The organism is Flaviflagellibacter deserti, from assembly GCF_042652085.1.
GTDB classification, from domain to species: domain Bacteria; phylum Pseudomonadota; class Alphaproteobacteria; order Rhizobiales; family Methylopilaceae; genus Flaviflagellibacter; species Flaviflagellibacter deserti.
This window is the reverse complement of sequence record NZ_JBHSJF010000008.1, coordinates 223,011-235,831: the sequence shown is the minus strand read 5'-3', so window position 1 is coordinate 235,831 and position 12,821 is coordinate 223,011. Positions and strand designations below refer to the sequence as shown.

The window sequence follows — 12,821 nt, the reverse complement described above, 5'->3', positions numbered from 1 at the left end:
TAGTTCGATTAAACTCGAAATACCTGAAGATCGCGACTCGCATGGCTCTCTCGTTGAATCCTCTGTTCGCCCGTGCCGCTCTCGCCGTGACCCGGTTCGCGGCCCGCACGCCTCTTCTCGCCGCGATCACCCCGAGCGGCGGTGCGATTTCCGTGCCTGGGATCGCCTATGGACCGGACGGCCGACACAAGCTCGACGTCTATTCACCCCAGAACGCGGACAAGGCTCCCGTTGTCGTCTTCTTCTACGGTGGCTCCTGGCAGACCGGCGCCCGCCAGTTCTACCGGGCGCTCGGCCACGCGATGGCGGCACGCGGGATCGTCAGCGTCATCGCCGATTATCGGCTCTACCCCAAAGTCCGCTTTCCCGCCTTCGTCGAGGATTGCGCCTCGGCCTTCGCGTGGGCAAAGGCCAACATCGCCGCTTACGGAGGCGATCCGGAGAAGCTGTTCCTGATGGGCCATTCCGCCGGCGCCTATAACGCAGCGATGATCGCGCTCGATCCGAAATGGCTGAAACCGTCCAAGCTGGACCCGGTGCGCGACATACGCGGACTGATCGGGCTTTCCGGCCCGTATGATTTCGGCCGGCTCACCGAGGATGTGCTGATCACGATCTTCGGGGGCGACGACCGGTCGGACACGCATCCGATCAATTTCGTCACGAGCGCCGCGCCGCCCTCCTTACTGATCACGGGTGGACAGGACATCCGCGTCGATCCCGGCAATACGGCACGGTTCGCAAGACGAGTCCGCGACGAGGGCGGGTTCGCCGAGGAGATCGTCTATCCGAAGCTCGGCCATCTCGGGCCCGCGCTGGCGTTCGTGGGCCCGCTGCAAAAGCGCATCCCGATCGCCGATCAAGTGGCGCGCTTCGTAAGAGAGCGATCCGGATAGTCGGCATCCTCCGGCTTGACCGGAGGATGCATTGTCAGCGCCCTATGGGTCCTCCGGTCAAGCCGGAGGACGACGTCACTACAGCAGCTCCGCGTAAGGCGGATGCGGGATCGACTGGTGCGCGGCCCGGAGGGCCTTCGACCAGCGGTCGCGCAGATCGCGGAAATAGGCGTCGTCATCGCCGATCCGGTGCGAGACGGCCGCCTCCAGTTCATCGCGCCGAACCACGAGCACATCGATCGGCAGGCCGACACTCAAGTTCGACTGGAGCGTCGAATCCATCGAGATGAGCCCGATCTTCAGCGCGTCGCGCACCTCGACATCGTGCGAGATCGCGCGGTCGAGGATCGGCTTGCCGTATTTCGGCTCGCCGATCTGCAGATAGGGCGTATCCGGCGTCGCCTCGATCGAATTGCCCTCGGAATAGATGTGATAGAGCCGCATCGGCGCATCGCCGATCTGACCGCCGAGCAGCACCTTCATGTCGAAGGTCAGCCCGTGCTGCTCGAGCGCCTGGCCATCCATCTCGTAGACGCGCCGCATCGCCCGGCCGACGAGGTGAGCCGCCTGGAACATGCTCTGCACGTTCATCAGGTTCTCGATCTGGCCTGTCTCCTGATTGAGGATGCCTTCCTGGAGTAAGGCCAGAACCGACTGGCTGATAGAGAGATTGCCGCTGGTCGCGACACCGATGACGCGTTCGCCCGGCGTCTCGAACACATGCAGCTTGCGGAACGTCGCGATGTTGTCGATGCCCGCGTTGGTCCGCGTGTCGGCGATCATGACGAGGCCGCCCGAGACCAGAATTCCCACGCAATAGGTCATTGCCGGCGCCCCCAAGCCCCTGTTGTTCATGTTTTATCAGGCTTGCGCCTGTCGGGCGTCGTCGATCCTCAGACGAACGTCCATGCTCTCCGTCGAACCGCCATAGAATGAGCCGCGGATCGGCGCCGCGTCGAGATAATCGAGGCCGACGGCGACGCGCACATAGCCCTCTGTGGCGCAGATCGCATTCGCCGGGTCGAAGCTGACCCAGCCGAGATCCTTGATATAGGCCTCGGCCCAGGCATGGCTCGCATCCTGCTGCGCATCGCCCGGCTTGTAGAGATAGCCGGACACGTAACGCGCCGGAATGCCGACAGCCCGCGCGGCTCCGATGAAGATATGAGCCAGGTCCTGACAGACCCCATGACCGGCTGCGAACGCCTCTGCCCCGGTCGTCGTGACGACAGTGGCGCCGGTGTCGAAGGTCACGAGATCGTGGATCGCGTGCATCAGGGCATGCATGCGATTCAGCGGATTTTCGGAGCCGGCCGCGGTCGCCTGCGCGAAATCGACGATCGCCGGGTCCGCCGCGCTCAGATTGGTCGGGCGAAGAAACAGTGCGGGCGGAAAGCGCTCGACGGTGCCGCGAACCACACCGGCCTGGTCATCGGTCTCGACGGCGCCTTCGACCCGGACATGGATCTCGGTCAGCGGCCCGTCGATCGTCAGGCTATGCGTGATGTTGCCGAACCAATCGTCACGGCGGGTCATCCGCGCTTCGGTCTGGAGGTGGATCTGCCAATCGGCAACGAACTGTCCGTGGTGATTGCGCGGCGTGAGGCGCAGCAGCTGGATCGCCGACTTTATGGGCGCGCCGTAACGGTAGACGGTGTCGTGGGCGATCCGGATGCGCATTGGAATCACAGAAGATATTGGTCGGCGACGGCGTTACCGAGCCTGTTGTTGTCTTCTATGAAAGCCTTGATGAACTCGTGCAAGCCGCCCTGGAAGATGTCTTCGATGCGGCCGTTACCGAGACGTGAATAAACCTGGCGGGCCAGACGCTGCGAGGGGCCCGCGCGGCCATAATCGTTCGAGATGTTGTCGAGGTGGCGCGTCAGCTCCGCATAGCAGGCCGCCAGCGAGCGCGGCATCTGCTCCTTCAGGATCAGGAAATCGGCGACCAGCCAGGGCTTCAGGTTCTGGTGATAGACCCATTGATAGCTGACCAGCGCCGAGACCGAGCGCAGGATCGCGGCCCATTGGTAATAGTCGATGCCGCCGCCAACCTCGGCCTCCCGGGGCAGGAGCACGTGGTACTTCACGTCGAGCACACGGGCGGTGTTGTCGGCCCGCTCGATGTAGACGCCGATACGGGAGAACCAGAACGCGTCGTTGCGGAGCATGGTCCGCGCGGCCGAGCCATCGAAGCGGAGCGAGGCCTCCTTCACCCAGTTCAGGAAGGTCGGCAGTTCCTCGAGCCGGAAGTCCTTCGGCTTGAACTTCCGCATGTCGAGCCAGGCGCCGTTGATCGCCTCCCACATCTCGGAGGTCAGCGAGCCGCGGATCGAACGCGCATTGTGGCGGGCGGTTTCGAGGCAGGCGCGGATGCTGGATGGGTTCGCATCGGAAACCGCAAGGAATTCGATGACGTTCTCCGGCGTCACCTCGCTGTAGACCGCCTTGAACTGATCATAGGCGCTCGCGGTGAGCAGCGCGGATTCCCATTCATTGGTGTGGTCGTGGCCGTACGAGACCGGCATCGACGACAGCCGGTAGGCAACGTCGAGGATGCGTGCGGTGTTCTCCGCGCGCTCAACATAGCGGGCAAGCCAGTAGAGGCTTTCGGCGTCGCGGCTCAGCACAAGAAGACCTCGAAATTCATTCGCTGAGCACCCAGGTGTCCTTTGTTCCGCCGCCCTGGCTGGAATTGACCACCAGCGAGCCGGGTTTGAGCGCGACGCGGGTCAGGCCGCCCGGCACAATGCGTATTCCCTGTGTACCGGTGAGAACAAAGGGGCGCAGATCGACATGGCGCGGTTCGAGTCCGCCATTCGCCAGGACCGGGCAGGTGGACAGCGACAGCGTCGGCTGGGCGATGTAGTTCGCGGGTTTGGCGAGAATGCGCTTCCTGAAGTCCTCGCGCGCCTCCCTGGTCGCGTGGGGTCCGACCAGCATGCCGTAGCCGCCGGAGCCGTGGACTTCCTTCACCACGAGTTCGTCCAGCCGGTCGATGACATAGGCGAGGCCCTCGTCCTCGCGGCAGCGCCAGGTTGGGACGTTCTTCAGGATCGGCTCCTCGCCGAGGTAGAACTTCACGACGTCGGGTATGTACGAATAGATCGCCTTGTCGTCAGCGACGCCGGTGCCGGGAGCGTTGCAGATCGCGACATTGCCGGCGCGCATCGACCCGATCAAACCGGGAGCGCCGAGCGCCGAATCCGGTCGGAACATCAGCGGATCGAGGAAGTCGTCGTCGATGCGGCTATAGATGACGTCGACGCGCTGCGGCCCCTGCGTCGTGCGCATGTAGACGATGTCGTCACGGACCATGAGGTCGCGACCCTCGACGAGGCGCACGCCAAGCCGGTCAGCCAGGAAGGAGTGCTCGTAATAGGCGCTGTTGTACTGGCCGGGCGTCAGCACGACGACGGTCGGATCGGCCTTGGTGCCGTTCGGCGCCATCGACTTCAGCGTGTTGAGCAGTTCGTTGGCGTAATTGTCGATCGGCAGGATGCGCTGCTGCGCCACCAGATCGGGGAACAGCCGCATCATGATCTCGCGGCCTTCCAGCATGTAGGACACGCCGGACGGAGTACGGAGATTATCCTCCAGAACATAGAAGTCTTGGTCGTCGGTACGGACGATATCGATGCCTGCGACCTGCACGTGGACTCCACCTGGCAGGTCGATGCCGCTCATCTGCGGCCTGTAGTAGGGATTTTGGTAGACGAGGTCCTCGGGAACGATCCCGGCACGCAGGATCTCCTGCTGGCCGTAAATGTCCTTGAGGAACATGTTCAGCGCCCGGACGCGCTGTTCGAGACCACGAGAAAGCTTCGCCCATTCGACCGCAGCGATGATGCGGGGCACGATGTCGAACGGGATCAGCCGCTCCTCACCCTCATTGTCGCCATAGACCGCGAAGGTGATGCCTACCTTGCGGAACAACAATTCCGCCTCTTCCCTGCGCCCTTCGAGGAGAGCGGGAGGCGCGTCCTTCAGCCAGTTCTTGAAGATTTTGTAAGCGTCCCGACAGCCGCCGTTGGCGCTGCTGGACATCTCGTCGAAATGTGGGCTGCTCATGGAGTCCGCCCATCCGGCGCAAGGCCGCCAGCAATCTCGGGGAAGGGAAACTTGATGATGTCGACGCTCACCGGCATCCGGCCGTACAGGAACATTGGCTTCAGCTTAGAAGGCTCTTATTTGAGCACAAGCAGATTGAGGCGGCAGGAACGGCCCAACCGCGCAGCATTTGCCTACAATCTGAGCAATTCTGTTACTGCTCGGCGGGTTCCGCAGGGGTGAAGAGCAGCTTGTCGATGCGACGTCCGTCCATATCGACGACCTCGACCGTCCAGTTCTGGACCCGCAGCCGGTCACCGGTCGATGGAATACGCCCGAGGACCGATAGAACGAGACCCGCCGCCGTGTGAAAGTCCTCGTCCTCGCCGACCTTGATGCCGAGCGATTGCTCTAGATCATCCACCGAGGTCGCGCCATCGACGAGGAACGACCCGTCCTCGCGGGGGAATATCTCGCGGAACTCGTCAGGCGTCGCGGTTGCCAGATCTCCGGCGATCGCCTCAAGCACGTCGGTCGGCGTGACGAGGCCTTCGAGCGAACCGAACTCATCGACCACAAGAGCGATATGCGCCGGGTAGGTCTTAAACATGTTCAGCAGACGAAGGACCGAAATTCCTTCCGGCACATAGACCGGCTGCAGCATCACCGCTTCGATGTTCATCGGCTCGCCGCGCATCATCTGAGCGAGAAGATCCTTCTTGCGGACGATGCCGAGCGGCTCATCGACATTGCCGCCGCGCGCCACGATGATCCGCGATGCGGAGCCGGTCATCAGCTCCTTGCGGATATCCTCCTCGCTGTCATCGAGGTCGATCCAGGCGATGTCAGGGCGAGGGACCATGATCGCGGCCACCGGCCGATCTGCGAGGCGGAGCACCCCCTCGAGCATCTTGTGCTCGACAGGGTCGATGACGCCCGAGGCCGTGCCCTCAGCGATGACGGTGCGGACTTCTTCTTCCGTCACGTGGTCCTTGTCGCTCTCGCGGATGCGCAGCACCGCGAGGACAAGACTGCCGGAAACGCTGAGCAGGGAGACGAACGGCTTCGCGACCGACGACAGGACGAGCAGCGGGCCCGAGACCATCATGGCGATGCGCTCCGGCGCCGAGAGCGCTATGCGCTTCGGCACGAGCTCGCCGAGGATCAGCGACAAATAGGTGATCGCGATAACCACGACCGCCACGGCGATCGGATTGCCGTAGGGGGCGATCGCCGGGATCGTCCCCAGCCATTCGCCGAGCCGCTCGGCGATGGTCGCGCCGCCGAAGGCGCCGGTCAGGATGCCGATCAGGGTGATGCCGATCTGCACCGCAGACAGGAACCGGCTCGGATCCTCAGCCAGCTTGATGGCCCGCTGCGCCTTCTGATTGCCGTCCCTCGCCAGCGCCTGCAGACGTGCGTGACGGGCAGAAACGACCGCCAGTTCCGACATCGCGAAGAAGCCATTCAGGATGATGAGGAACAGGATGATCGCAATTTCAAAGACGGGCATTGGGTCCTGTTTTCGGGGTGATCGAAGGCAGTATCGCATTCCTTCTAGCGAAAAGGCCGCCAATTCGCGAGCCGCGATGATGCGAGACCTTCGACTGCCTTATCGGGCGGACCGTGCCGGAGCCTGACGATCTATATGATCGCGCAGGATTTTCAGGTTGCGGCTATTCGCGCGCCAGAACACGTCGAACACGTCGCCGAATAGGGGGATCGCGCCGAACACCATGTCGGCGACGATATTGCCGCCCATGCGCAGGAGCTTGTGCTTCGGCACACCCATTCGGTGCGCTTCATAGATCATGTAAGCGGCGATGGCCTGTGCGAGCACGTCGCCCACGCCGGGAACGAGACCGATGGCAGCGTCGGCGCCGAGGCGGATGCGGGTGCCGGGGATAGCAATCGCGCCGTCCATGATCCAGGCCAGCCGCTCCAGGCGGGCGACGCGATCGGAATGGCTGATCGGGCGGGAGGTGAACGAACGATATTTGCGGCCAGCGGTCGCGGTTGTCATCGGCATGAATCCCTTCGGCGCGTATGTGGGGATCACGGGCTACGCCGCAATCCCTTCGCTACGTAACGCGCTGCCGCCCAGAAGGATTCAGACCGAATATGTAATGCCGCCGTCGATACGGATGCTTTGGCCGGTGATATTGCCGCCGCGATCCGACGCGAGCGACGCGATCACCTTGTCCGATATCCCGCCTCCGATCAGGCCGGCTGCAGCGTCTGCGCTTCCGAGCGCTTGCGGCCGATCATCAGCGAGATAACAGCAGCGACGAGACCGGTCATGCCGGCGATGAAGAAGGCCGCGAAATAATCGCCCTGTACGCTCCGCATATAGCCGCCGAAGAAGGCCGCGCTCGCACCACCGAGCTGATGGCCGGCGACGATCCAGCCGAACACGACCGGGCCGATGCGGTTTCCGAACGCCTCATTGGTCAGCCGAAGCGTCGGCGGGACGGTCGCGATCCAGTCGAGGCCATAGAACACCGCGAAGAAGGTCAGGCTGTAGAACGAGAAGTCCGAGAACGGCAGATACATCAGCGAAAGGCCGCGCAGGCCGTAATAGAAGAACAGGAGCACGCGCGGATTGTAGCGGTCGGTCAGCCAGCCCGAGAGCGTGGTTCCGATCAGATCGAAGATTCCCATCAGCGCGAGCAGGCCGGCAGCCCGGACCTCCGGGATTCCCTGGTCGATGCAGAGCGAGATCAGATGCGTGCCGACGAGGCCGTTGGTGGTGAAGCCGCAGACGAAGAAGGTGGCGAACAGGAGCCAGAACACCTTGGTCTTCGACGCTAGAACGAGGCTGCCGATGGCCAGTTGCAGCGGTCCCTCGCCATTGTGTGCAGGCGCGGGCTCGTCTTCGGTCGCGCCATAACGGCGTAGACCGATTGAGGACGGCCGCTCGGGGACAAGCAGGAGGACGAGCGGGATCAGGACCAGCGGACCGACCGCGACGGCCAGAACCACCGCCTGCCAGCCGAACGCCTCCGAGAGAGCGGCGAGCGCCGGGACGAAGATCAGGGTGCCGGTGGCGGTCGAGGCCGTCAGCACGCCCATCGCAAGGCCGCGATTGGTGGCGAACCAGCGGTTGGAGACCGTCGCGGCGAGGACCACCGCGATACAGCCCGAGCCGAGGCCCGAGAACACGCCCCAGGTCGCGACCAGATGCCAGGGCTCGGTCATGAAATAGCTCGACCCGGTCGCGACCGACATCAGCGCCAGCGCGCCGACGAGGGTCCGCCTCATGCCGACCTTGTCCATCAGCGCGGCGGCGAACGGACCGACGAGGCCATAGAGGAAAATGCCGATCGCGGCCGACAGCGAGACCGTCGCCTTGCTCCAGCCGAAGGCCTGCTCAAGCGGCGTCAGAAGAACGCCCGGCGCTCCGCGCGTGCCCGCCGAAACGAGGAGGCAAAGGAAGATGACGCCGACGACAATGAAGGCGTAGTTCTGGCCAAGGGCGCGGAGGCGAGCTATATGCATGTTACCGACCGGTACGTGGAGCCCAACAACTACGTACCGGTCGGTAACATTGTCAAGTCACGGTTTGTGGTCATGCCCATCAACTCGCCTGATGCGCCGCCTCCGAGAGCCAAGGATCGGATCCGCGAAACCGCGCGCGATCTGTTCTACCGCCTGGGAATTCGCGCGGTCGGCGTCGAGGAGATCGTCTCCCGCGCGGGCGTTACCAAGCCGAGCCTCTACCGCAGCTTCCAGTCAAAAGATGACCTCGCGGTGGCCTACCTGCAGGACTACGACGCGCGATTCTGGGCGAAGTTCAACGAGGCGGTGGATGCCCATCCGGGCGATCCGCGCAAGCAGATCGTCGAATTCCTGACGCGGCTGGGCGAGCGTGCCCGCCTTCCGGCCTATCGCGGTTGCGGGCTGACGAACGCCGCCGTCGAATATCCCGAGGCCGAGCACCCGGCCCGCAAGGTCGCCGAGGCAAACAAGACGGCGCTCCGCGCGAAACTTCGCCAGATGGCGACCGAGATGGGCGCCCGGGATGCCGCAAGGCTCGGCGACGGGCTGATGCTCCTGATCGAGGGCAGCTACGCGACGAGCCAGCTCTTCCATGGCGAAGGGCCCGCCAGCGCCGCGGCGGAATGCGCCGATCACCTGATCGCGGCGAGCACCGCCCGCTGACATGGAAGGGCCCGCCGAAGCGGGCCTTTGAATATCCTTACGCCGCCTGCTTCGAGCGATATCGCTCGGCCGCGTGCTGACGCGACAGGTTCGGCTGGAGCGCCAGACGGGCGCCCTCATAGGCATCCCAATCCTTCATGTCGGGCAGCGGCGGCACGGTGATCGGTTCGCCCTGGTCGAGGCCGGAGAGCGCCGCATCGACCATCTCGTCGACGCCCATGACCATTTCCGCCGGGAATTCCTCGACATCGATGCCCGCGCGTTCCCAGATCTCGGTGCGGGTCGCGCCCGGCAGCACGGCCTGAACACGCACGCCCTTGTCGGCGAGTTCGCGCTGCATCGACTTCGTGAGATTCAATACGTAGGCCTTGGTACCGCTGTAGACGCCGTTGAAAAGTTCAGGAGCGAGAGCGAGCACGGAAGCAATATTGATGATCGTGCCGTTGCCTCGCGAGGCGAAGCCGGCGGCAGCCGCCGAAGCGAGGCGCGTCGGGGCCGTCACGTTCAACTGGATCATGGTGTCGAGCTTTTCGACATCGGCCTCCAGGATCGTGCCCTGTACGCCCATGCCAGCGTTGTTGACCAGGCCCGTGACATCCGGATCGTTGCGGAGAACCGCCTCGACACGCGCCGTATCGGCCTTCGACGTCAGGTCCGCCTTCACGACCTCGACCTTGCGGCCGGTCTCGGCTGTGATACGGGCGGCGAGCTCCTTCAGCCGCTCTTCGTTGCGGGCGACCAGAACCAAATCATATCCCCGCTTGGCGAGGCGATCCGCATAGACCGCACCGATGCCGGCCGATGCGCCGGTGACAACAACTTTCCCCTTGGATGAACCGCTCATGACACTCTCCATCAATCAGCTGCCTCAGCAGCACTGAAGATAGATTATGGTCATAATCTATTGACGCCAAGGGGCGGCGCGAAATTATTTTTGCGTGCTGAGCGAGTCCTTCACCGCGTCGAGGATTTCGTCGGAAAGAGGCGTTCCCATCGTCGCCCGCGACAGCGCGACCGCGCCAATCAGGGTGGACAGAGTGGCGAGCGGCGCGGGATCCTCCACCGCTTCCAGCCGCTCGATCATGCGCCCCATGCCGCGCATGAAGGCGTCGCGGAGCCCCTGATCGCTGTCGCGCCCGAGATCGCCGGCCAGGCACGACAGAACGCATCCCATCGCCGGATTGTCGCGATGCTCCGGCGCGAGGTAGGCATCGAGAAAGACCTGCCGTGCCTCGAGCGTCCCCGCGGCTGCCGCGATCCGCTCGCGCAGTTCGCCGACGATCTTGGTCGATGCGCGCTCGAAGGCGAGGGCCGCCAGCGCATCCTTGGATTTGAACTGCTTGTAGAACCCGCCATGGGTCAGCCCGACCGCCGCCATCAGTTCCGGAACGCTGACGCCCTCGATTCCTTTTTCGCGAAACAGGCGGGAGGCGGCGTCGATGATTTCTTCCCGGTGCCTTTCGGCGTCTTCACGCGATGCGCGCGGCATGATGCAAACCTCGATAGATGTTTGCCATCATATATAAGAGAACGCCCCACTAAATCCTAGCCGGCTGCGGACAGAGACGCCCGCAGCCTCGGCGTGGCGAAATCGAGGAAGGCCCTTAGCTTCAGCGGAAGCAGACCCTGGCCGAGATAGACGATATGGACCGGCCAGGGCTCCGGCTCGAAATCCTCAAGCACCAGTTCAAGCCTGCGCTCTCGCCGAGCGGCTACGACCTGATAGGACAAAACACGCATCAGGCCGAGCCCAGCCTCGCAGGCGTCGATGGCCGCCTCTATTTCGCTGACCTTCAGGCGCGAGCGCATCGGTACGCTGATCTCACCCTTCGGTGTACGGAAACGATAGGCGCGGACTGAGGCGACCCCCTCGACGGTTGCGATGCAATCCTGCCCTTCGAGATCTTCCGGCTTTCGCGGCCTGCCTATGACATCGAGGAGGGAGGGGGCCGCGCACATGACCCGGCGAACCGCGCCAAGCCTGGTCGCCAGGAGGCCGCTGTCCGGTAAGTCGCCAATGCGCACGGCCAGATCGACATGGGTTTCGATGAGGTTCATCACCCGGTCGGCCAGGATGAGGCGCAGATTGATCTCCGGGTAGATCTTCAGAAAATCGACGACCACCGGCAGGACATGAAGGCGCCCGAACACGACCGGCGCGGTGATCGTAAGCTCGCCCTTCGGCTCGGTGTATTCGCCCGCGGCGGCGCGTTCCGCTTCTGACACCTGCTCCAGAATTCTCTTGCACGCCTCGATATAAGATTGCCCGGCTTCGGTAAGCGAAACGCGACGGCTGGAGCGGACGAGAAGCTTCGTGCCGAGATGGGCTTCGAGTTCGGCGACCTTCCGGCTCACGGTCGCAAGCGGCGTGCGGAGCCTGCGGGCGCGCCGGCGGACAGGCTCCCTTCATCGACTACCGCAAGCAGGACGGTCATCGCATCGAGTCGGTCCAATTTCCCTCTCGATTTTTGGAAGGGTGATTTCACAATCTGCCGGATATCGGCGATTTCCGGAAGGTCTTATTTGACTTCCACCTGACTGAACCCACCGAGACAGCATCATGGCCCGCCCACCACTGCCCCCGTTCAATGCCGAAACTGCTGCCCAAAAGGCCCGAGCCGCCGAGGACGCCTGGAACTCGCGCGATCCCGCCCGCGTCGCCCAAGCCTATACGATCGACAGCCGTTGGCGTAACCGCGCCGAGTTCATCAACGGCCGCGACCAGATCGAAGCCTTCCTGACTCGCAAATGGGCGAAGGAAATCGAGTACCGCCTGATCAAGGAAGTCTGGGCCTGGCAGGGTAACCGCATTGCCGTGCGTTTCGCCTATGAATGGCGCGACGACAGCGGCCAATGGTTCCGTAGCTATGGCAACGAGAACTGGGAATTCGACGAGGAAGGCCTGATGCGTGAGCGCCATGCCTCGATCAACGACCTTCCGATCAAGGACGAGGACCGCAAGTTCCATTGGCCGCTCGGCCGCCGCCCCGACGATCACCCGTCGCTGAGCGAACTCGGACTCTGACCATGACCGCGCACGTCTATCCAAGCGACGTCGCCTTCACCCCCTCGGTGAAGGACATCCAGGACCGCAAGGGCTCGCGGACAGGCTATGCGGCGATGGAAGCGAGCCATGGTTGGCAGACGGAGATCACCCCTGATCTCGCGGCATTCATCGACGCCCAGATCAGCGTTTTCCTCGGCACGGTGAACGCCGACGGCCAGCCCTATATCCAGCATCGCGGGGGGCCGCCCGGCTTCCTCCGCGTGCTGGACGATCACACGATCGCCTTCGCCGATTTCAGAGGGAACCGGCAGTACATCACGCAGGGCAATCTCGCCGACAATCCGAAGGCCTTCCTGTTCCTGATCGACTATGCGAACCGCCGTCGGGTGAAGCTCTGGGGCGAGGCGCGCGTGGTGGAGGGCGACGACGATCTCGTCGCCCATCTGATGCCGGCGAACTACCGCGCTAGGCCGGAGCAGGCGCTGCTGTTCACGGTGAACGCCTGGGACGGCAATTGCCCGCAACACATTCCCCAGCGCTTCGAGGCCACCGACGTCGCGGCGGCGCTCGCTGTGCGGGACGAGAAGATCAAGGAGCTGGAAGCCGAGATCGAGCGGCTGCGTGCGATCTCGGCTTAGCGTTAACATCTTAGGATAGGTTGTCCGAAGCCGCGATCCAGCCTTAGTTTTGCGCCGGGTTGGAGGCTT

At 63.5% G+C, this 12,821-nt stretch carries 13 protein-coding genes and 2 pseudogenes; 4 read left to right on the top strand and 11 right to left on the bottom strand.

The features are described 5' to 3' along the window. Positions 1-41: 41 nt before the first annotated feature. Positions 42-896: an alpha/beta hydrolase gene (locus ACFPFW_RS16860; RefSeq protein ID WP_114956293.1), complete on the top strand. Its 855-nt coding sequence runs from the start codon at positions 42-44 to the stop codon at positions 894-896. 78 nt (positions 897-974) lie between these two features. Here ACFPFW_RS16860 and ACFPFW_RS16855 read toward each other — a convergent pair whose 3' ends face one another. From ACFPFW_RS16855 to ACFPFW_RS16820, 8 genes and pseudogenes are all read right to left on the bottom strand, one after another. Continuing rightward, positions 975-1,721 carry a proteasome-type protease gene (locus tag ACFPFW_RS16855; RefSeq protein ID WP_114956294.1) on the bottom strand — a complete coding sequence of 249 codons (747 nt, stop codon included), beginning with the start codon at positions 1,719-1,721 and terminating at the stop codon, positions 975-977. A gap of 36 nt (positions 1,722-1,757) precedes the next feature. Further along, the gene (locus ACFPFW_RS16850; protein WP_114956295.1) at positions 1,758-2,576 is read right to left on the bottom strand and encodes a transglutaminase family protein; all 819 of its coding nucleotides are present in this window, start codon (positions 2,574-2,576) and stop codon (positions 1,758-1,760) included. A gap of 5 nt (positions 2,577-2,581) precedes the next feature. Beyond that, positions 2,582-3,526, bottom strand: a complete 945-nt coding sequence (locus tag ACFPFW_RS16845; RefSeq protein WP_114956296.1) for an alpha-E domain-containing protein — start codon at positions 3,524-3,526, stop codon at positions 2,582-2,584. 16 nt (positions 3,527-3,542) lie between these two features. Next, the gene (locus ACFPFW_RS16840) at positions 3,543-4,967 is read right to left on the bottom strand and encodes a circularly permuted type 2 ATP-grasp protein (RefSeq protein WP_114956297.1); all 1,425 of its coding nucleotides are present in this window, start codon (positions 4,965-4,967) and stop codon (positions 3,543-3,545) included. 193 nt (positions 4,968-5,160) lie between these two features. Then, positions 5,161-6,459: a hemolysin family protein gene (locus ACFPFW_RS16835; RefSeq protein WP_162799618.1), complete on the bottom strand. Its 1,299-nt coding sequence runs from the start codon at positions 6,457-6,459 to the stop codon at positions 5,161-5,163. Between the two features lie 99 nt (positions 6,460-6,558). Then, the gene (locus ACFPFW_RS16830) at positions 6,559-6,975 is read right to left on the bottom strand and encodes a DUF4112 domain-containing protein (protein WP_379771647.1); all 417 of its coding nucleotides are present in this window, start codon (positions 6,973-6,975) and stop codon (positions 6,559-6,561) included. Between the two features lie 81 nt (positions 6,976-7,056). Continuing rightward, positions 7,057-7,146 (bottom strand): annotated as a pseudogene (locus ACFPFW_RS16825) (SDR family oxidoreductase); the annotation flags it as partial. 20 nt (positions 7,147-7,166) lie between these two features. Beyond that, a complete protein-coding gene (locus tag ACFPFW_RS16820) occupies positions 7,167-8,444 on the bottom strand; it encodes an MFS transporter (protein WP_114956298.1) in 1,278 nt (425 codons plus the stop codon). Between the two features lie 72 nt (positions 8,445-8,516). On the opposite strand from ACFPFW_RS16820, the gene ACFPFW_RS16815 reads away from it, so the two are divergent. Continuing rightward, on the top strand, positions 8,517-9,107 hold the full coding sequence (locus ACFPFW_RS16815; protein ID WP_114956443.1) for a TetR/AcrR family transcriptional regulator: 591 nt from the start codon (positions 8,517-8,519) through the stop codon (positions 9,105-9,107). Positions 9,108-9,144: 37 nt separating this feature from the next. Here the strand turns inward: ACFPFW_RS16815 and ACFPFW_RS16810 are convergent, their stop codons facing one another. From ACFPFW_RS16810 to ACFPFW_RS16800, 3 genes and pseudogenes are all read right to left on the bottom strand, one after another. After that, on the bottom strand, positions 9,145-9,951 hold the full coding sequence (locus tag ACFPFW_RS16810; protein WP_379771645.1) for an SDR family NAD(P)-dependent oxidoreductase: 807 nt from the start codon (positions 9,949-9,951) through the stop codon (positions 9,145-9,147). An 84-nt stretch (positions 9,952-10,035) separates the two neighbouring features. Then, positions 10,036-10,596, bottom strand: a complete 561-nt coding sequence (locus ACFPFW_RS16805; RefSeq protein WP_114956300.1) for a TetR/AcrR family transcriptional regulator — start codon at positions 10,594-10,596, stop codon at positions 10,036-10,038. A 56-nt stretch (positions 10,597-10,652) separates the two neighbouring features. Then, positions 10,653-11,560, bottom strand: a pseudogene (locus ACFPFW_RS16800) (LysR family transcriptional regulator). A gap of 107 nt (positions 11,561-11,667) precedes the next feature. Between ACFPFW_RS16800 and ACFPFW_RS16795 the strand changes: the two are divergent. Beyond that, the gene (locus tag ACFPFW_RS16795) at positions 11,668-12,132 is read left to right on the top strand and encodes a nuclear transport factor 2 family protein (protein ID WP_114956301.1); all 465 of its coding nucleotides are present in this window, start codon (positions 11,668-11,670) and stop codon (positions 12,130-12,132) included. 2 nt (positions 12,133-12,134) lie between these two features. Beyond that, positions 12,135-12,752 carry a pyridoxamine 5'-phosphate oxidase family protein gene (locus tag ACFPFW_RS16790; RefSeq protein WP_114956302.1) on the top strand — a complete coding sequence of 206 codons (618 nt, stop codon included), beginning with the start codon at positions 12,135-12,137 and terminating at the stop codon, positions 12,750-12,752. Positions 12,753-12,821: the final 69 nt, after the last annotated feature.